This is a genomic window from Bacillus sp. UNC41MFS5 (genome assembly GCF_000686805.1).
This window is the reverse complement of record NZ_KK366017.1, coordinates 1113048-1133454: the sequence shown is the minus strand read 5'-3', so window position 1 is coordinate 1133454 and position 20407 is coordinate 1113048. Positions and strand designations below refer to the sequence as shown.

The 20407-nt window shown below is 37.1% G+C and carries 22 protein-coding genes, 1 pseudogene and 1 riboswitch; of the genes and pseudogenes, 7 read left to right on the top strand and 16 right to left on the bottom strand.

Annotation, left to right across the window (positions count from 1 at the left end; genetic code table 11):
* Positions 1–2 precede the first annotated feature (2 nt).
* Genes chbG through BR30_RS0121785 form a run of 5 tightly spaced genes read right to left on the bottom strand, consistent with a single transcriptional unit; the run spans position 3 to position 4085 of the window.
* Positions 3–707 carry a chitin disaccharide deacetylase gene (gene chbG, locus BR30_RS0121805; protein ID WP_026566839.1) on the bottom strand — a complete coding sequence of 235 codons (705 nt, stop codon included), beginning with the start codon at positions 705–707 and terminating at the stop codon, positions 3–5.
* Positions 708–727: 20 nt separating this feature from the next.
* Positions 728–1036 carry a PTS sugar transporter subunit IIA gene (locus BR30_RS0121800; protein ID WP_026566838.1) on the bottom strand — a complete coding sequence of 103 codons (309 nt, stop codon included), beginning with the start codon at positions 1034–1036 and terminating at the stop codon, positions 728–730.
* Positions 1037–1050: 14 nt separating this feature from the next.
* Entirely contained in the window at positions 1051–2373 is a 1323-nt protein-coding gene (locus BR30_RS0121795; RefSeq protein WP_026566837.1) for a 6-phospho-beta-glucosidase, read from the bottom strand.
* A 27-nt stretch (positions 2374–2400) separates the two neighbouring features.
* Positions 2401–3771 (bottom strand): PTS sugar transporter subunit IIC, encoded by a 1371-nt coding sequence (locus BR30_RS0121790; protein ID WP_026566836.1) that lies wholly within the window; start codon positions 3769–3771, stop codon positions 2401–2403.
* A gap of 5 nt (positions 3772–3776) precedes the next feature.
* A complete protein-coding gene (locus tag BR30_RS0121785; protein ID WP_026566835.1) occupies positions 3777–4085 on the bottom strand; it encodes a PTS sugar transporter subunit IIB in 309 nt (102 codons plus the stop codon).
* Positions 4086–4276: 191 nt separating this feature from the next.
* Here BR30_RS0121785 and BR30_RS0121780 point away from each other — a divergent pair, with 191 nt between their 5' ends.
* On the top strand, positions 4277–5005 hold the full coding sequence (locus tag BR30_RS0121780; protein ID WP_035445784.1) for a GntR family transcriptional regulator: 729 nt from the start codon (positions 4277–4279) through the stop codon (positions 5003–5005).
* A 213-nt stretch (positions 5006–5218) separates the two neighbouring features.
* Here the strand turns inward: BR30_RS0121780 and BR30_RS38095 are convergent, their stop codons facing one another.
* From BR30_RS38095 to BR30_RS34255, 3 genes and pseudogenes are all read right to left on the bottom strand, one after another.
* Positions 5219–5956, bottom strand: a complete 738-nt coding sequence (locus BR30_RS38095) for a sensor histidine kinase (protein ID WP_231507764.1) — start codon at positions 5954–5956, stop codon at positions 5219–5221.
* Between the two features lie 231 nt (positions 5957–6187).
* Positions 6188–6430, bottom strand: a pseudogene (locus BR30_RS38905) (LytS/YhcK type 5TM receptor domain-containing protein); the annotation flags it as partial.
* Positions 6431–6632: 202 nt separating this feature from the next.
* Entirely contained in the window at positions 6633–7829 is a 1197-nt protein-coding gene (locus BR30_RS34255) for an Ig-like domain-containing protein (RefSeq protein WP_081825534.1), read from the bottom strand.
* 205 nt (positions 7830–8034) lie between these two features.
* Here BR30_RS34255 and BR30_RS0121755 point away from each other — a divergent pair, with 205 nt between their 5' ends.
* Positions 8035–9474 (top strand): FAD-binding oxidoreductase, encoded by a 1440-nt coding sequence (locus BR30_RS0121755; RefSeq protein ID WP_026566832.1) that lies wholly within the window; start codon positions 8035–8037, stop codon positions 9472–9474.
* Positions 9471–10028 (top strand): MFS transporter, encoded by a 558-nt coding sequence (locus tag BR30_RS0121750; protein ID WP_026566831.1) that lies wholly within the window; start codon positions 9471–9473, stop codon positions 10026–10028. The genes BR30_RS0121755 and BR30_RS0121750 overlap by 4 nt, the downstream gene beginning before the upstream one ends.
* Positions 10029–10100: 72 nt before the next feature.
* Here BR30_RS0121750 and BR30_RS0121745 read toward each other — a convergent pair whose 3' ends face one another.
* The 6 genes from BR30_RS0121745 to BR30_RS0121715 form a co-directional block, all read right to left on the bottom strand.
* The gene (locus BR30_RS0121745) at positions 10101–11318 is read right to left on the bottom strand and encodes an MFS transporter (protein ID WP_026566830.1); all 1218 of its coding nucleotides are present in this window, start codon (positions 11316–11318) and stop codon (positions 10101–10103) included.
* A gap of 251 nt (positions 11319–11569) precedes the next feature.
* Positions 11570–11923, bottom strand: coding sequence for a hypothetical protein (locus BR30_RS0121740; protein WP_026566829.1), 354 nt, complete (start codon positions 11921–11923; stop codon positions 11570–11572).
* A gap of 33 nt (positions 11924–11956) precedes the next feature.
* Complete coding sequence (locus BR30_RS0121735) at positions 11957–13333, bottom strand: amino acid permease (RefSeq protein ID WP_026566828.1); 1377 nt, start codon at positions 13331–13333, stop codon at positions 11957–11959.
* 156 nt (positions 13334–13489) lie between these two features.
* A riboswitch (glycine riboswitch) is annotated at positions 13490–13570 on the bottom strand.
* Positions 13571–13814: 244 nt separating this feature from the next.
* A complete protein-coding gene (locus BR30_RS0121725) occupies positions 13815–14075 on the bottom strand; it encodes a hypothetical protein (RefSeq protein WP_051633722.1) in 261 nt (86 codons plus the stop codon).
* Between the two features lie 228 nt (positions 14076–14303).
* Positions 14304–14792, bottom strand: coding sequence for a hypothetical protein (locus BR30_RS0121720; protein WP_026566825.1), 489 nt, complete (start codon positions 14790–14792; stop codon positions 14304–14306).
* A 39-nt stretch (positions 14793–14831) separates the two neighbouring features.
* Entirely contained in the window at positions 14832–15593 is a 762-nt protein-coding gene (locus BR30_RS0121715) for a hypothetical protein (RefSeq protein WP_026566824.1), read from the bottom strand.
* Positions 15594–15872: 279 nt separating this feature from the next.
* Between BR30_RS0121715 and BR30_RS0121710 the strand changes: the two genes are divergently transcribed.
* Positions 15873–16343 carry a hypothetical protein gene (locus BR30_RS0121710; RefSeq protein WP_026566823.1) on the top strand — a complete coding sequence of 157 codons (471 nt, stop codon included), beginning with the start codon at positions 15873–15875 and terminating at the stop codon, positions 16341–16343.
* A gap of 69 nt (positions 16344–16412) precedes the next feature.
* Here BR30_RS0121710 and BR30_RS0121705 read toward each other — a convergent pair whose 3' ends face one another.
* Positions 16413–17210 (bottom strand): DUF2935 domain-containing protein, encoded by a 798-nt coding sequence (locus BR30_RS0121705; protein ID WP_026566822.1) that lies wholly within the window; start codon positions 17208–17210, stop codon positions 16413–16415.
* 181 nt (positions 17211–17391) lie between these two features.
* On the opposite strand from BR30_RS0121705, the gene BR30_RS34250 reads away from it, so the two are divergent.
* Genes BR30_RS34250 through BR30_RS0121695 form a run of 3 tightly spaced genes read left to right on the top strand, consistent with a single transcriptional unit; the run spans position 17392 to position 18895 of the window.
* Positions 17392–18006, top strand: coding sequence for a DMT family transporter (locus BR30_RS34250; RefSeq protein ID WP_331280806.1), 615 nt, complete (start codon positions 17392–17394; stop codon positions 18004–18006).
* The gene (locus tag BR30_RS38730) at positions 17963–18319 is read left to right on the top strand and encodes an EamA family transporter (protein ID WP_331280805.1); all 357 of its coding nucleotides are present in this window, start codon (positions 17963–17965) and stop codon (positions 18317–18319) included. Before BR30_RS34250 ends, BR30_RS38730 begins: the two co-directional genes overlap by 44 nt.
* 12 nt (positions 18320–18331) lie before the next feature.
* Positions 18332–18895 carry a cysteine dioxygenase gene (locus BR30_RS0121695; protein WP_026566821.1) on the top strand — a complete coding sequence of 188 codons (564 nt, stop codon included), beginning with the start codon at positions 18332–18334 and terminating at the stop codon, positions 18893–18895.
* A gap of 71 nt (positions 18896–18966) precedes the next feature.
* Here BR30_RS0121695 and glgA read toward each other — a convergent pair whose 3' ends face one another.
* Positions 18967–20406 (bottom strand): glycogen synthase GlgA, encoded by a 1440-nt coding sequence (glgA, locus tag BR30_RS0121690; protein ID WP_026566820.1) that lies wholly within the window; start codon positions 20404–20406, stop codon positions 18967–18969.
* Position 20407: the final 1 nt, after the last annotated feature.

Below are 20407 nucleotides of genomic sequence, written 5' to 3'. Positions count from 1 at the left end.
GTTTACATTAAGATAATGGTTTTAGGTAATTTTACTGATGTCAGAATTTCTAACTCTGTTAATCTCTGAAAAGCATAGGATGACCCGTGTAATAGGTTATTATCTAGATATGCAGGGTGACACATCACTTCCACTGTCATGCCATCTTTAAAACGTTCTTTCAACTTTGTAAAATAATTTGGTTTAACACCTTCACCATAGAAATCGAACAATGATACGTCAGTGAAAGAGTCCACACCATCAATGGAATCGAACCCATTCTTCCTTACTGGCAGTTTGAATTTTGCTGATAAACTCTTAATAACTGGATTTAATTCTTTCAAGGTATGAACATGGTGATGGCTATCAAAATGGGTTGGTTTAAGTCCAGTACCGATAAATCGTTCGATCTGAGCAGTCCACTCTCTTTCCAGTTCGTCTAATGAAATAACTGTAGGGTTAAATGTAGACAAAGATTTAAAATGCCCCGTATCATCAACCAATGAAGGTACATTGTCAACTAATGGTTTCCCACATGTTAGGACAAGATGAATCCCTACCCGTAAATTTGGATATTTTCTTGCCAATTGAATGGCATGTTCAGTCCCAGGCATGGTCATCATCATCGTGGTAGAATTGACAATTCCATACAAAAAACTGTCGATAATCCCATGGTTTACTCCATGGCTAAACCCAAAGTCGTCCGCGTTAACGATTAATTTAATCATGATTTAATCACCTTAACAAATCAATTTATTCTATAATATAGCTCAACCATTTCTGCTGCCAAATCCTTCAAGGTCATCGCATTCATTAAATGATCTTGTGCGTGAATCATAAGTAAAGAAACCTCCGTTTTTTCTCCCCTTATCTCCCCTTGAATGAGAGATGTCTGAATATGGTGGGCCTGATTTAATGCGTTATCTGCTTCCTTTAATTTTTCTCTTGCTCCTACAAAGTCTCCTTGCTTTGCTGCAAGCATTGCCTCCATGGCTGCACTGCGGCCATTGCCTCCATGGAGAATAATTTGAAAGATTACTTGTTCTAAATTTTCCATTTCGTTTCCATCACCTACTTATGATTAAAGAACTGCGGTAAATATTCTTTATGTGCTTCGAGCATTTCGTCCAAAATGACTTTTGCCACTCGATCACTTGGTACAAAAGGATTTATTGTCATGGCCAATAACGTTGTTCCATAATCCCCGCTGATTGCTGCTTCAATCGCTACCCTTTCAAAAGATTTCACTTGTTGAACAAGTCCACGAACTTGAATGGGTAAATCGCCCACAGCAATAGGTTTCGGCCCATCCTTTGTAATGATACAACTGAGTTCTACAGCGGAATCAAAAGGGAGACTTGAGATTGCTCCCTTATTTACGGTGTTTACTGCCTGGATGTCACGTTTGTCAGTATACATCGAATGGATGAGTCTTACAGCTGCATCACTATAATAAGCGCCGCCTCTCTTTTCTAATTGAGGCGGTTTAATAGCTAATTGAGTGTCTCTATATAACTCAAATAGCTCCTCTTCTAGTTTTTTAACGACCTCTGCACGTGTCCCGCCTTCTTGATAATTTTTCAATTCTTTTTCAAGCATGTCTCCAGATTTATAATAGTAATTATGATACGGGCATGGAAAAAGATCTAACGCCCTCAAGAACTCAGGCTCCCAACCCATGGCATGAATGTTTTGCATGGTAATGCTTTTCTCTGGATCATTAATTAAGGAAATCACTTGATCCTTAACTGATACACCATCGACAAAAACGTTTAATCCGTAAACCATGTGGTTTAATCCTGCAAAATCAATTCTAACTCTATGAGGTTCTACTCCTAATAGTTTTGCAACGCCCATTTCCATTCCAATAGGCACATTACACAATCCTACCACTCTATCAATATTACTATAACGAAGGACAGCCTCTGTAACCATCCCGGCAGGATTTGTAAAGTTTATGAGCCAGGCATTCGGGCATACCTCTTCCATTTCCCGGCAAATATCAAGGATGACTGGAATGGTCCTAAGTGCTTTAAATAATCCTCCAGGTCCATTTGTTTCCTGACCAAGTACACCGTGTTTCAATGGAATACTCTCATCCTTCATACGTGCTTCAAGCAAACCTACGCGAAATTGAGTGGTAACGAAATCCGCAGACTTTAACGCTTCTTTTCGGTCTAACGTCAAATAGATTTTAATCGGGACTCCTGCCTTTTCGACCATTCTTTTTGCAAGATTACCGACAATTTCAAGCTTTTCCTTGCCTTCTTCAACGTCAACTAACCATAATTCACGGACTGGCAGTTCGTGATAATATTTAATAAATCCCTCAATAAGTTCGGGGGTATAGCTCGATCCCCCGCCTATCGTTACGATTTTTAAACCGTCATTCATTTTTAAACACCTCTGGTTGAATTTTATCTACATATTTAAGGTATCAGTAGGTTGGGATGATGTTTCACTCTTTTCTCTTCTTGCATCCATTCGTCCTTGAGCGATAACAAAAGGCAGATAAATAGCGACAGAAATGATTAAATTCACTAATGCTAAAATAGCACCAGAAACATGTCCGCCAGTTGCTAGTAATCCACCTACAATCGCAGGAGTCACCCATGGGATATCAGCAACAACTGGATGTACCAAACCTAAACTAATAGATGTATAGGCTACAATGGTCATGATGATTGGTCCTAGTATGAACGGAATGAACCAGATGGGATTCAAAACAATTGGCAATCCGAAAAGAATAGGTTCATTGATTTGAAATATCCCTGGAGGAGTGCCTAACGCGATTAATTGCTTATTACGTTTGCGACCGGCGATAAACATCGCTACCAATAATCCTAAAGTGGCACCAGAACCACCAAGATACACAAAAGCATCCAAGAAAGATCCAGATAGAATGTGGTACTTTCCTAAATCCTGTACACCTTGTGCATACATATTTACATTTTCTTGTCCAAGCTTGGTCATTAAAGGAGTTGTAATTCCTCCAAGTATGTTTGGACCGTGAAGACCAAGAATCCAAAATCCGTGCACCAAGAATACGATTAAAATAGCAAACAGCATTGAATCTACTGCACCCGTAAGTGGAGAAACGAGGACTTTATTAATCCAATCGTTTAAATAAGCGCCATCACTAATAAATTTGCGTAAAATAAGCCCAAACAACCCGATGGTAAAAATGGTGGCCATTCCTGGAAGAAGTTTTGCAAATGATCGAGATACCGCTGGCGGAACTCCATCAGGCAATTTAATGATTAAAAACTTGATTTTAGCTAGGCGAACAAAGATTTCAGTCGCGACAATTGCAACAATGATACCAGTGAAAAGGGCTGTGGCATTGAAATAATTCCAGCCAATAAATCCCCATGCTCCACCGGTAACGGCCTCTCCACCCTCTGGAGTAATGGATACGTTGGCAACTTGAGGAATCAGAACAAAGAAGGACGCACCTGCTACAAGCATCGCTTCGAATCCATCGTCCCCGTAAGACTTTGCCAATTTATTTGCAATCCCAAAAACTGCAAATATGGTCATAAAGGCAAGGGTGCCCCACCAAATATCTCCCCCCAATGTTGTCCACGTTTCACCGAAAAGAGATATCATCAATTTCTCATAATATTTACCAATACCAGGTACTTTTCCTAGGTTGTTTAATAGTACTGCTAACGAACCAATCATGGTAATCGCAATCATTCCCACCAAAGCGTCACGGATGGCAAGAAGATGCCTATTATTACCAAGCTTATTTGCGAAAGGCATAATAAATTTATCAATAAAATTCATCATGTGAACTACACCCCTTTAATTAGATTAATTGCCTGTTTCAAAACCTCTTCTCCATTGCAAAGACCATAATGCTGCGGGTTAATAGCATCTACCGGAATACCCTGCTTTTCTCCTGCCTTTTTAAGCTGAGGCAACATATAGCGAACTTGTGGACCAAGGAGCAGTACGTCTGCCTTATTAATCTGGTCATTTATTTCAGTAGAACCAACTGCCCAAATTTCACAACTGATCCCCTGAGATTTGGCACTTACCTCCATTTTTGAAACCAATAGACTTGTAGACATACCTGCGGAACAGCATAATAAAATTTTCATTCATATCCCCCTTAAGAAAGCGATTACATTTCCTAACCTTATTGTAAATACAATTCAGACAATTTACAATACAAATTTTATTAACTTGTTACTAATTTTATAATTTGTTATTACAAATTATAAAATTGTATTTTTTATGTGCATTGGTAACCTTTTTTTGGTAATCTATAAGTATCGAGGGGGAAACCATTATGATAGAAGAACCGAAAGACGGAAGTGCTCTACACCTTAAGGTAAAGGACGCAATCATTCAATTGATTAACGAAGGAGAATATAAACCCGACTCACAGCTGCCTACTGAGGCAGAATTTTGTGAGAAATATGGAGTTAGCAGGACAACCGTACGAAATGCTTTACAACAACTTACTTTGGAAGGTTATGTCTATCGTAAACGGGGTAGTGGAACCTTTGTGTCCGCAAACAAAGTAAAACAAATATTGACAACTACAGTTGATCACTTTTCGAGTCAAATTTCCATGCAAGGAAAGAAACCATCAATCAAAGTATTGCAATTAGAAGTTATACCTGCAGATGAGTATCTTAGTGAGCAATTAAAGATTCAAGAAGGAGAACCAGTTAATGCGCTAGAGAGAATACGTTATGTAAATGAAGAACCAATCCAGTTTGAAATTGCCTATTTACCCTGGTATAAAACCCCGGCATTAAATAAACATGGCTGTGAAACATCATTATATAAACTATTGGAAACCCAATTTTGTTTAAAAATAAACAAGACAATTGAAAACCTTGAACTGTTTATTGCCGACCAAGAGGCAGCTGAAAAACTACATATCAGTGTTGGTGACCCTTGTTTTGTGCTTGATACCTTTGCCTATCTTCTTGATGGTTCGATCATTGAATATTCGAAAACCATCTATCGTGGGGATTTGGCCCATTTTGTCATTGAAAGAAATTACTAAAAATGGATAGTAAAAACATAAGGTTTTGGTACCTGCTGTGCATTCGAATCTGTAATCGAGAAAAAGAGAAGCCAATAAATCGGCTTCTCTGATCTAGCTTTTATTAAGGGGCTTCTTCGCTTTTGATTCTTATGAAACTAAATCAAGTTTAGTAATAAAAAGCACTATAACAAAAATATCATTATTAGAATGTTTGTAATATGTTTTCTCACTTTAGGTTACCCGGGGTAAAAGAATAATAAATTCTGTCCCCCTATCCTTTTCACTGTTCACAAGTATTTTACCTTTGAAAGAACGGACAATTTGAAAACTTACCATCATACCTAGTCCTGTCCCACTTTCCTTTAAGGAATAAAACGGAGATCCAAGCCTAGAAATTTGTTCTTTTGTCATACCAATTCCTTGGTCCTTTATGCTAATCTTTATATTTCCATCTTCAGTCGCAGTACATCTAATCCAAACCATTCCACCATTAGGCATAGACTCTATCGCATTTTTCAAAATATTAATCAATGACTGGTTTAATTTTTGAGGATTAGCATAAATCCAACAGTCATCAAAAAAATCAGTTTTAATCTCAACATTATGGTTCAGGGAGTAACTTTGAATAATATTCACAACGCGATGTAACTGATGTCCAACATTGATCCTTTTGAGGTGATCGATGGTGGGTTTTCCAAAAGTTAAAAAATCATTGATAATTTCATTGGCGCGATCAAGCTCTCCAATGGATAATTGGATATATTCCTTTTTTTTATCAGGCAAGTCAGGCTCGTTTAGAAGCTGCAGAAAGCCACGCGTCACTTGCATGGGATTTCTAATTTCATGAGCGAAAACACTAGCTAACTCACTTATCACTCGTAATTTCTCCGAATTTTCCATCTCTAATCGCAACTGATGAATCACCCTTATTGTTTCAGTTAAGATAGTGAAGAACCAAGTAACTACCATCGCGAAGACAAGATGAATGATCTGTACTTTCAAATACTCTATGGAAAAACCTCTGAGAATACCAAAAATAGTAAGGCCAATAAGACAGTAGTAAAAGGCCAGACACACTGCAATTTTAACCCTTTTATCTTTTTTCGAATTTGCAAACGTTTTTTGAAAAAACAAGATAACAGGCAGTGAGAATAATAAGACAAGCAGAGTATTATAAAATCCTAGGTTAATCCCAAAATAAAGTCGATAAAGAATGATAAGAGCTGAGAGGAAGAAGCCGTGCCAAACTCCCCCGTAAAGGGTCCCTAATAAGAGAGGAATAATTCTTAACTCTATACGAGCATTTTGACCAAAATCTACTGGAAAGGACATGCAAAATAATATGGATATTCCCCACAAAATCGACATGATTACGTTTCTATTTTTACTACTCTTTACCCACTCCGTAACAAATGTATAGTAAATAAATATGGGTATTACCATTAGCGTTAGCTGCAGCAAAAAATCCTTGATTATACTCATCTTTGTTACCTTTCATATTCTGCTCAACATCTGCATCCCGCGATATAAGGACGTTAATCATAAGCAACCCTGATTTACTATTAGATTATGCTTACTTGCACTTCTAAACCGAACCTTTTCAAACTGAACCACTTTGTTATTTCTTATAGTCCCTTTAAGTTTATCATTTTAATACTGTTACTGTCCTTGTTGCACTTACATTACCTTTTGTATCTTTAGCATACACATATAATTTTTTACCAGCCCGCTGTTTCGGTATCTTAACCTTAAAATTCCCAGAATCATTTGCCTTTGCAGTGTATTTCCTTGTTCCGATTTTTATGGTTACGGACGCATATTTATCAGTTTTTCCTGTCACAGCCAATGCCATGTTAGTGACCTTGTTTACTTTAGGAGAACTAAAATATTTTATAATATACGCTGAGGAAATATAACCTTTTAATTTTTGATTGGTAGTTTTGACACGGTACCATACAAATTTGTTATCGCTGTCTAAACTAAGATCAAATACAAAATCACCATCAATGATTAGAGTCGTACCTTTGGCTAATTTTTTTAAATTGGAGGATTTACTACTAGGTTTTGACCTCACCGTTGCACCATCCATTGTTACAGCTACCTTTTTGCCCTTATGAAAAAGATGGGTTGAAGAGTGCATTTGGTTAGTAATTGTATATTCTAACTTGTTGAATACAATATTTTTGTCGCTATTGGGATCATACTTAAAGTCAGTTTTTCGGAAAGGGAATTGTCCTAATTTGGTATGATTTAGAAAGCTGTCTTTTTGGATCAAAGTAAAGACTTTTTCCTGATAAGCCTTTGTATTTTTCTTTCCGGTAGATTTATATAGTGGACTGTTTAATGGCTTAGTTCCATTATAAGCCATGACTGGGAAGTACCAATTTTCAATGATTTCTGGTCCTGCCCCTTTTATTTTGGGAAGATCTGGCTTTTTAACCGCTGTCCGTTGATACATGCGATTAAGTATTTCTACGCCTGCCTGGATGTTATAGTATATATCAGTTTTTAATTTATCTGTGTTGTAGTCTTCTTGATCAGTAATTTGCATAATACCAATTCCCTTATCACTTGAGATAAACGGATGTCCATTCTTAAACTGTCGCCAATCACTTTCTTTTGTAGCTACAGCTTTTACCACTTCGGGAGGAATCTTTGCTTGTATAGCAGCGTTTGTAAGTAAGCAGTTCAAGTGCTGTGGTTTTGGATTTTGATTGGGTTTAAGCTTGCCGAAAGATGCACATTTGGCAGGCCATGTCATTGCAGCAGAAACTTCTTTATCTGTCATCCCCAGGAGGATTAAACAAGTCAAAAGACCTAATTTTATTACACTTGATTTCATTCTTTTATTCTCCCAACCTTTTTCAAATTTCTTATCGAGTCTATTTTACCATGATAGTTTACTGTCTTTCTATAAATCAATAAAACTATGACAAAAATTGGTTTATATATATAATTATCGTCCATTTAAGCCTGTCTCATGATAAATTTAAGATATTATTAAAATATTAAGTTAAAACGAAAAGGTTAAGGAAAGGAAACCGGAGATGAAAAATCGTATCCTGCTCCTGGTTCTATTGCTCTATGTATTAGCGTGGTTTGGTTCCTTCCAGTTGTATCAAATTCACCAAGCCAACCCAATTGTTACGGACGTTGCTGGGTTATTACCTACAAAAGTGAAGGAAATTAAAAGTGGAGAAAGCGTGGAGCAATTGCAGCATTGGGTAAAACAGGCCCACCAACAAAATGAAAAAATTGCTATTGCTGGAATGCAACACAGTCAAGGAGGGCAAACCTATTATCCTGGGGCTATAATGCTAAATATGAAACAGTATAATAAAATCTTGGATTATGATCCAAAAGCTAAACAAATCACTGTACAAAGTGGGGCAACATGGGCAGATATCCAAGCAAAAATCAATCCAGATGGGCTGGCCTTAAAAGTTCAGCAATCTCAAAATATTTTCTCAATTGGCGGGTCTATGAGCGTCAATGTTCACGGTCGAGATATTCGCTATGGTCCATTAATTGATACAATTGAATCCTTTCACTTATTGCAAGCCGATGGCTCCATTATTCAAGTTAGCCGAACGAAACATCCTGAGCTATTTTCCCTTGTTATTGGCGGATATGGATTATTCGGAGTTATTCTAGATGTTAAGCTAAATTTGACAGACAATGAACTGTATCAACATGAAACGATTTCAATGAACTACCGAGATTATTCAAATTATTTTCGTAAACATGTGCAAGGGGATCAAAAGGTGCGAATGCATATTGCAAGAATTTCCGTTGCACCAGATTATTTTTTAACAGATATGTATCTCACTAACTATCGGATGGCTCCTAATCAACGAAAATTAAGCGATTTTCAGAAATTAGAAAATCCCGATCAAATTGTTGCTCTTCCGAAGTTTACCCTCCAACTAGCCCGTTATAGTGATTGGGGTAAAAATCTTCTTTGGTCCACCCAGAAAAAACTATCCATAAAACAATCAGGAAAGTATGAAACAAGAAATAACGTTATGCGCACCTCAACTGATTTTATGGAATATGCGGATCCGAATCGTACCGATATTTTACAAGAGTACTTTGTTCCAGTAGATGAATTTACTCCCTATATCGATGATCTTCGAAGGATATTATTAAAAGAAAATCTCAATGTCTTAAATATTACCGTTCGCTATGTTGAAAAAAATCAACAATCAGTCATGTCATATGCAAAAGAAGATATGTTTGCTTTGGTATGGCTCATTAATCAGCCAAAAAGTGCAGAAGGTATTGCCGAAACTGAAAAGATGTTACGTAAACTTATTAACATAACATTAAAGCATCGAGGAAGTTATTATTTGCCTTACTACTCTTACCCAAGCAAACTAGAATTGGAGAAAGCCTATCCGCATAGTAAAGAATTTTTTCAAAAAAAACGAATCTATGATTCTAGTGAAACATTTATGAATTTCTTTTATAAGGAGTATGGACAATGACCTTCAGGCAACTGATTCGTGCACAAAGTATCATCTTAACAGCTAGCAGTATAGCGTTTCCCTTCTATACTTTATTGCTGCGAAATCTTGGTGACAGCTATTCACAATTCGGATGGGCTTATGGATTATTTGCACTAACCTCTGCACTCTGTCACCCTTGGATTGGGCATTTAACAGATCGATTGGGTGACAAAGTATTACTTATCGTTTATGCATGGGGAATGGCAGGGATGATGTTATTAGTCCCGATACTTTCTGAAATATGGCAAGTTTATACGATTCAAGTGGTGATGGGGATCTTAGGTGCTATTCAAAAAACAACCGAAAAGACAGCCATTTCTCGGCAAGTTACTTCTGAACCCGTAGGCAAAAAAATCGGACACTATCATTTATGGACATCGATTTGGGCAGCAGTTGGGATTATTGCTACAGGTTATATAATTGACTTTTTAACAATTGGCAGTTTGTTCTATCTTACCTCACTTCTTTATATGCTTGCCGGACTAATAGTTTGGAAGCGACCAGGTGATCTAAAAGATACAGTTAACGATTAATCTCCTATTTGACTAATTAAAAAAGGCATTGGATTTATAAATACCAATGCCTGAGTGTATTCTGTTTTCATTTTACATAGCTTTAGATAATGTAACGTCTTGCACTTCAGTAGTTTTTCCTTTTTTCAAACTAATCATTGCAATAAAGGAGATACAGTAGAGTAAAGCGAGATATCCCATTGCTACCGTAACATTAGCATGCTGCAGGATATATCCTACTAATATAGGAGATAATCCTCCTAACGCTCGACCAAAGTTAAAAATTGTGTTGGTTGCTGTACTTCGAATTTCTACTGGATAGAAACTACTTATTAACGCCCCATAACCCGCAAACATACCATTCGAGAAGAACCCGACGATTGCACCGCCTATTAATAGTCCAGCACTCCCTGACGCATAGGCATATAAAAAGACAGCGACCGCGGATGCGAATAAGAAGATTCCATACGATTGTTTCATTCCAAAGCGATCCATAAATTGTCCAAATGTTAACATCCCTGCAATCATACCTACTGCTGTGCTAATCGTCCAAAGGGCCGAATTTGAAACGGATAATCCTTGGGATTGTTGCAGCATAGATGGCAGCCAAATCATCAAACCATTATATCCAGCAATTTGAACAGTTGCCATTATCGCTAGAGCAATCGTTGTGACTGAAGTTCTTGGAGTAGCGAACAATTGCTTTAATTTCCATTCTTTGGGAACAAGTTGTTTTTTCTTCTGTGAATTCACCCATTCAGGTGATTCATCTAATTTCTTTCGGACGATAAATGCGAAGATAACCGGAACCAATCCGATGAAAAACAATCCTCTCCATCCCAAAGAAGGAAGGATGATTGCACTTAGGAGAGCTGCTAGAATTACACCGTATTGAGCACCGACGCTCACATAAGAAGACGCCCGTCCTTGTTTATTCTTTGGCCATGCCTCCGCAACAAGCGCCATACCAATCCCGTATTCTCCACCTGCACCTAAGCCTGCAATAAACCGAAAGATGTATACTTGTTCAATATTAACGGCTAAACCGGTTAACGCCGTGCCGATAGCAAATAGGAGAATGGTATAAGTAAATATTTTAACTCTCCCAAATTTATCTGCTAATATACCGAAAATGACTCCTCCAGCTAGCATTCCTAGATTTGTAATAGAAGAAATGAGACCGCCTGCCACCATGTCAATATGAAACTGTGCAATAATCATTGACATGGCAAAGGAGATGAACATAATATCCATGCCCTCTAATGTTAAACCTGCTACTGATGCGACAACTGTTTTTCTGCGATAATCCATTTCTGTCGTTCTCCTTTCAAGCCTCACGGGACTATGATTAAAAGATAGTTGGCAAAAATAAAATGCCCTTTCATCCAAAGGACAAAAGGGCATTCATATACGTAAAAAAGTATATATGAAGTTTACTTTCGCCTTTTTGGCCTCTCTGGACCAATTTAAAGGAATTTAATTTCATCTAATAGTAACATGATAGTTTTCATGTGACAATAAGAAATAACTAGTTGAGTCTTTTTGAGAGCAGCTGCATCACATTATTCTCCTCTGCTAAATGTCTCACTTAGACTCTTTAACGTGTAAAGTCTGCCCGTTAACAGAAATAATTCATCGTAACTATTTTTTACGTATTCCTCAATAATCTTGAACCCTTCTTTAAATCGATCCACTAAATAATACGTATACCTTTCATCCCAATCAAACTTATTAATTCTAATCAATTCATCTGCAAGGATCTGAAACTTATACTCTTCAATTAGAAGTTTTATTTGATACAATTTATCTGGTGTAAACCTGTTGCTGTTTCTATTGACATGACATTTTTGAACATATGTTATAAACCCATTGATATTTTCAGCAAGCAAATTCGCCTTTTGCATCTCAAACTTCATAACGCACACTCCTCACGGTCTAAAAAAACATCATTATGAAGAGTGTATGTTTTGAGACGTTAGGTTGACACCCTTTTTCTTTTTAAATGAATACAAAATGAATAAAAGAATGAACCAAACAGGTGTTAATAATAAAGCGGCACGAGTTGCTTCGGCAAATACCATAATAATTAGAATGAGTGCAAATAACGTTAGGACGATATAATTGATAAACGGTGCGAACGGTGCTTTAAAAATCGACTTTTCATGTAAATCAGGACGTGATTTCCGGTACCGCAAATGACAAATTAATATGATGCTCCAAACCCAAATAAAACAAATCGCACTAATCGTTGTCACGATTCCAAAGGCTTGTTCTGGAATCAGTTTACTTAATAGAGCACCGGCTGATAGAACAAGTGTGGAAATAAATAATGCGTTACTTGGTACATGGTTTTTATTTAATTTAGCAAATTTAGCAGGTCCCTGTTTATGACCACTTAAATTAAACAAAATTCTGCTGGTTGAAAATAATCCGCTGTTACATGCAGATGCCGCTGATGTTAAGACAACAAAATTGATAATTCCTGCAGCAATTGGAATACCTACTAAGCTAAACGTCTTAACAAATGGACTATTACCTGCATTCAATTCTGTCCAAGGATTGATGCATAAAAGAATGAAAAGCGCTCCCACATAGAAAAATAGAATTCGTAGCGGGATTTTATTAATAGCAGATGGAATATTTTTTCGTGGATTAGATGTTTCCGCTGCTGAGACTCCGACTAATTCAACACCTACAAATGCAAAGACAACCATTTGAAAAGACAGTAAGAAACCTGATATTCCATTTGGAAAAAGACCACCGTGTCCCCAGAGATTTTTGACTGTAACTGTCCCTGAATCGGTTTGAAATCCAATAACCAATAAAATGACCCCTATTACGATTAAAGCAAGAATAGTAATGACTTTGATGATTGCAAACCAAAACTCTAATTCTCCAAATAGCTTTACGGTTAGTAAATTCAATCCCAATAAAAGAATTAAACAGACTAAAGCAGGTATCCATTGAGGGATATCGAACCAATATTGCACATATACCCCAACAGCAATAATATCAGCCATGGCAGTCATGATCCAACAAAACCAATACGTCCAACCTGTCACATAACCTGCCCAAGGTCCAATATACTCCTCCGCAAAATCAGTGAATGATTGATACCCCGCATTCGATAAGAGGAGCTCCCCAAGTGCCCTCATCACAAAAAAGCATGCAATACCAACGATTAAATAAGCAAATATGATAGATGGACCTGCTAACTGGATCGCTCTTCCTGAACCAAGAAATAAACCTGTCCCAATCGTACCGCCAATCGCAATCAGTTGTACGTGACGATCTTTTAAATCTCGTTTTAATTCTTGTTGTGCCATTTTCATTTCCTCCTTATTTTTGTAAAATTCGAGTTGTGAAGAGATGAACAAAAGGTTAAATACCATAAAAAAAAGAGACTGGATCAGCTCCAATCTCACGGTCATAAGAATAACAAATAATATTCATCACTCTTTTGTTAGAATAACAAATAAAATAAGTACTCTTCTGTCCTTTTGCCTGAGATTGTGAACCCTTCGGCGCCGCAGATTTCCTGTGGTCTCTCCAGAAGCTGCTCCTGCTATAGTTTGACCCATAGCAATCATAGCTTGCTTGTTATTTAATTTTGTATAGAAGAACCAAAGGTTCAAAATCTCCCACTAAAAAAGTTATTCAGACATCATCAAATCTCACAATTTACATTATTGTTAAATAATTTTTAATTTTAGTAGTATTCAATCACTATGTCAATACATATTTTTTAGAACCTAGATGGGCTAACAAAAAATGAACCCACTACATCGGAATGGGTTCATTTTTATCTTAATCTCCTAGGACTAAAAAATATTGAATATGATTGACTGAGATGGGAGTAATCGCCATAATACGATAACCGATACTCAGTAATTGTGACAACGTTTCAGCACAATTTTGACGTGGTGGCTCAATTGGAGCATGGTAACTTTTATAAAGATTTATGAATTGATTATTGTTTGTACAGTGAAGCAAGATCACATGTCTACCGGTCCATGCTTGACCAATCATTGTTTGTGGTTGACCTTGAAGATTCCTATTTCTTCTCATAATGAACACCCTCATGTATTGATACAATAGATTATGGAAAAAAACTTGTACAATGTTCTTAAAAAACAAGAAAGATGTAATTATTTAACATTCGCCGAACTTTTTTCCGAGAGAAAGTAATTTGTCTATAAACAAAAATCGAAATAAAAAAACTCTCCTAAATGGACGAGTCTTTTGTTTTTATCAATACCTATTAATATTCCAAACAGAAATTTTCTAAAACCATTCCTAACACAAAACGATAATTCTATAAGGTGTGGTTTGGGCGGGGATACTTTTTGTGGCTGGTCCATAAATGACAATAAGATTTCTGTTCGCAGGGTTTCTTGTAAAGGGTTGCCCATTTGTTAAAAGTATTTGGGTATATGGAGATATATTTAATCGTAACCGTCCATCACTACTCTCCAATTCACTATTAAAAAAATCAACTTTTACATTCTGATATGGGCTATCTTTTACCATGACAAGCGCTGGATATTGTGGAGGGTAAATAAGAATAGCAGGGGCATTTCCGTCATAATAACCAGTCACGCGATCACCTACAGCCACTATTGCATGGTCAACAAAGTAAGTTGTTGATGACACCACGAAATTTACTATTGCTCCCGTGCCGTTTTCTACGGATATTAATTTATTACAGCCTTCCCCTGTACCATTTTGTCCTACAAGATCCGTAATCATGGTGACAGTTCCATGAAACGAAAAAAATTTTGTCATCCTTTTACCTCCTATGCTTAAATTAATTGTAGCCCGACACTAGTAGACACTGCTTAATTTTGTTCCAAAAATCTCTGTTGCCAAAGATGTGGAGATAAATTGAGTTCCATTCCATGTTAAAAGGTTTTCGACATAACCTAATGTATCCGCATTAGACGTACCAATAATCCGTTGAAGAACAAGTAAATCATAACTTAGGCTTTTTCCATTTGTAACAATGGGATATAACGCTGTTGCTGCAAGAACCTCGCCTTTAACTGGCTGTTTTAATTTGCCATTTTCATCATAAAGCTCAGATAGATAATCATAGCCTTTGTAACTAATGTCTAGGGTGAAAAGCAAATCTAATGAAGGGCTTCCTACAGTTACTTTATAAAAGTCCTCATAATTGACTTTGAATGTATAACTTTTATTATATTTTTCAACATCAAACAATAGGAGAGGGATATTATTTCTGTAGGAGTAAATATAGAAAATACCGTATCCTCCACTTCCACCCGTTTCAATACTTACCAAAATATCCAATATTTTATCATTAGAAAAATCCCCCAGAAAGAGCTGAGCATTGTATCCAGCATTATTTTGAAGATTAATAGTTGAAATCCGTTTCGAACGCCCATCTTGGATGACGAGTGTAATTTGATCAGCGAAGATTTCAGTTTCACCGTTTTTTCTTCCATATAGATAGACGTAATCCACTATACCGTCACCTGTAACATCACCTTGCCTCATGTCAAGCAGCACAACGTTTCCAGAATAAGCATCATTAACATAGGTTTGTTCTTGAAATTGCCTGTACAAATAGATCCCCCCTGCAAACATTTGCATTTACTTGATTTACCATATGCAGGTCAATGCCTAGATGACACCAATAGGTAAAGAAAATGATCTGTATAGGTATGTTAAGGGGGATTTTAAACGAAAATTGTGTACTGATAATAAACCATGAAGAGCACCCAATTTTGTAAGGTCTAGAAGGAGTTTTACTGAAAAATAAATACACTTTTACGAAGGTACAAGTTGATAGGTAAATGTCTTATGAATATGATGGTGTGAGTTTAAAAGTAAAGGAGTGCAATTATGTATCCTAATTACCTACCTTTGTATTATAACTATCCAAATAGTCAAGAAGATTATTTATATTCAAATCCATACCAAGAGGATAATTATTACCATGCCATTCCTGTTGACAGACAATTTGGTGGGTTTCAACCTCCGTTTGCACCGCCAGGTCAAGGTCCAATGGGAGGACCGCCAACTTCGCCACCACCGTTTTCACCACCAGGTCAAGGCTCAGAGGCAGGACCACCAACTTCACCACCACCATCTTTTGTTCCTCAACAACAAGTATCAGCATATGCAGTTGACCCAGGCGGTATTAGAGGATGCTTATTCAGATACACCTATGTATGGCTGAGAGGTTTTCAACAATTTTGGTTTTATCCAACCCATGTCGGTCGAAACTCTGTCTCAGGGTATCGTTGGACTGGATTTAGATGGGTTTATTTTGGAATAGACTTACGACAAATCCAATCGTTTACTTGCGTTTAATAAGACAAAGGGTACTCCAAAAGAGAGCGGACTACTATTAATCCCCTCTCTTTTATGGATGCTTAGTTCTCATTCTTTTAGTCTAGGTTTAGTAGGATCACAGTTTGGCGGATCAAGCTTTGTCGATTCCGCTAACTTCATTAGATAATAACATTCTTCACGGTACATATGATCCGCCATTAAGGGCGCAAAGGTTCCTAATGCTTGCTTACTTAGTCTAAGTTCTTCGATTTCCTGTAGAAAGTTTTGAAATAACTTAATTTCTAATTGACTGTCTAAATTCATTTTATCCAAAGCAGGAAAAGAAGCTAAATTAGTTCTTAAATACCCACCAAGTTCCACGGATTTTAAGTAGAAATTTTCAAAATTCTTCATATATGAATTACTTTTTTCTTTAAGTTTCATTTCAACACCATCTAAATTGGTGGAAATTGCTTCTGCATGCCCCGCCGCATCCAATAACCACAATAGGTGATGGTGGAGCTCGTGGTACACAGGTGGGACTTGCCCAGCCTTTAAGTGTTCTAAAATTCTTAAATACTCCTCTAATTCATTTACCATATGATTTATGAAGGTAGGTGAAAGGTGAAATATTATTTTTCCAATCAGATGTTTTCTTAATAATTCCAATTTAAATCCTCTTAATTTTATAACCTCGGATTCAGCTTCCCTGGTTAATGTCCCTAGATTTGCGGATTTCGCACGCTCAAGTAGTGTGTCAAATACTCTAATAAATGTTAAAGCCGTTTCAATTTCCTCTTTTTGAACGGGGGCTAACGATTCGTATATAAACCTTGAATGATCACCTAATATTTGGAGCCAGAAACGGTGTTCGAATCTAGCAGTTTTCTCAAAGACATCATTCATGTTTATTCCTCCCAAATATTAATCCACACACTATATTGATGTTATTCTTCTATCTTGCTTCTTATGAACAAAGTTAGGAAAAATAATCAGGCATAACCTTGCTGCGAAAAGGTATAAACATCTTCTTTCAGGACAAGCATATGATGAAGTAACTACCTTTTTGCTGAAAGGGGACTCTGTTTTGACTTATTATAAATCGAAGTTAACCGCCTCGTTATATGCGACCATTTCGATTAGTTTTTGGGGAGTTTCCTTTGTATCGACAAAGGCTGTGCTAGGAAAATTGGATCCATATTCGTTACTCGTTGTGCGGTTTGGTATTGGATCCCTATTTTTGCTGTTGCTATTACTAATGCAACGTAAGCGGTTACTCGTCTCCATTAAATATTTCCCACATTTAATGATCCTCGGCATTCTTGGGGTATTTGTTCATCAGATACTTCAAGCGACAGCTTTGTTGACGATTAACGCTTCGTCTGCTGGTTGGCTCATTTCGTTTTCCCCCATATTTACGGTCATCCTATCCATTCTCTTTTTACATGAAAAGTTGAGTATATCAAAGGCAGTGGGAATGGTGCTCGCGATAACTGGTGTCCTAATCGTCACAACGACAAGAATTGGTCAATCCTTTCAGTTTTCCATTAATATCGGCTTCCTTCTCATGATGTTGAGCACGTTGAATTGGGCGGTTTATTCAGTGCTCTTAAAAAGCTTAAAGATACCCTATTCTCCTCTCTTAACCACGGTTTTACATGAGTTTAATAGGTTTGATTCTAACCACACCTTTTATTATTAGAAATAAAGGCTGGGAGGCGCTATCCCTTCTGAACTATTCGGAGTGGGCCCATCTATTGTTTCTTGGAGTTTTTGTTTCAGGAATTGCTTATTGGTACTGGGGAAAGGCACTTGAGGTGTTAGAGGCGTCAAAGGTTTCAATGTTTCTATATATGGAACCGGTCGCAACGTTGGTTGCTGCGGTTTTGCTTCTAGATGAAAAAGTTTTTCTCATAAGTGTTGCTGGGGGAATCATAATTATTATTGGAGTGATTATTGTTAACGGTCAGCTTATGCCTATGTTGTTCGACCTCTTCAAGAAAAAACGACGGTAGGAGGACAGCTTAATGACTTTGACAATTAAGCTACAAAATGTTTTGGGTACTTTAAAAAGACCATCTAAGGTTGAGTTGAAAGCCGCGCTATTAAAACTGGGTCTCACACTAGATGATCTTGCTCACTTACCAGAACCATCCCCTGGAAAACCGTACAACCGGAAACTACTTTATAGAAACGAAGAAGTTGAACTGCTCGTCATGAATTGGTCTCAGTTGGAGTGTGCCCCTCATGATCATGGCAATTCCCACGGCTGGATTCAAGTCCTTTCCGGCACTTCCATTAATTCTGTTTATGAGGTAAAAGGAGATGGCCGGCCTAACGAATTGTTTCATGAAATCCATCATAAAGGAAAATATTTTTATGCCCCCAAAAAGGGAATCCATAAAATGAAAGCTTCCAACCATACCGATATGGTAACTCTCCATCTTTATTCCCCTCCCATTACAGGAATGATGGTCTACGACTTACAAAAATGTGCTGCATGTGTTGTATCAGACGATTGTGGTGCATGGTGGCCGGATGAGCAATATCAGAAAGTGAAGGAAATACAACTTAAGAAGGTTAGCTCATAGCTATTGAATAATAAAGGGAGACCAATGTTCATTCACACTGGTCCCCCTTTTTTCATATTTTTATGTGAATATTATTTTGAGCCTGCCAGTAAGTCCTCATAAATTTCGTTATATTCCTTAGCGGATTGTAACCAACTGTAATCTTGACCCATTGCTTTTTGTACTAAGTTAGTCCAGTTCTCTTTTTGATGATAAAAATAAATGGCTCTTTTAATGGTATAGAGCATATCATGGGCGTTGAAATTTTTAAAGGTGAAGCCGTTCCCAGTACCTGTAAATTCATTATATGAATGAACCGTATCATTTAAGCCGCCGGTTTCTCTAACAATGGGGATTGTTCCGTACTGTAAGGCAATAAGCTGCCCTAATCCACAGGGTTCAAACTGAGAAGGCATTAAAAATAAATCAGCCCCCGCATAAATTTGATGTGCCATTGCTTCATTAAAGCCTATGTATACACGAACCTTATCCGGATATTCATGTGCCATTTGCTTTAAGAAGTTTTCATATGTAGGGTCACCTGAACCAAGCACTATGAATTGGACATCTTCCTGAATCATATTTTGAAATACATGGAGCACTAAATCTAAGCCTTTTTGACTTGTTAAGCGTGTGACCATGGCAATGATCGGCGTGTTTTCTTTTTCTGGCAGCCCAAAATATTGCTGTAATTCTTGTTTATTTTCCATTTTCCCTTCTAGTGATTCAAGATCATAAGGAAGAGCAATATCACGGTCTGTTTTAGGATTATAGGCTGTATCATCAATACCATTGACAATTCCGATTAGCTTATGGCTATTTTTCCGTAATAGCCCATCAAGCCTTTCGCCAAAATAGGGATTTTGAATTTCCTCTTTATAGGTTGGGCTGACAGTGGTTACAATATCAGATGCAATAATACCGCCCTTCATAAAGCTAATATTCCCATAAAATTCAAGTTGTTCACTATTAAAATATTGATGCCCTAATCCTAACTGCTCACTCATCACCTCATATGGGAAAATCCCTTGAAATTGTAAATTGTGAATCGTAAAGACTGTTTTTATATCCTTATACATTGGTATATGACGATATTCAGCATCTAATACAAAATTCACCATTCCTGTATGCCAGTCATGGCAATGGATCACATCTGGAATAAAATCGAGATGCGGAATACACTCTAGAACGGCCTTAGAGAAAAATGAGAATCGTTCACCATCATCATAATGACCATATAATGAATCACGAAAAAAATAATATTCGTTATCAATCAGATGATAGGTTATTCCCTCATGCTCAGCAGTTAGGATACCGCAGTATTGACTGCGAAATCCTACCTGTACATTTATCGCTTGTTGAAAATGAAATAAATTTTTAAGTTTCTCAGGAATTAAACTGTAATTTGGTAAAATAACACGTACTTCAGTCCCTAACTTTTTTAACGCCTTAGGAAGTGCACCCGCTACATCAGCAAGACCTCCTGTTTTGACAAACGGGACACACTCCGATACTGCAAATAAAACTTTCACT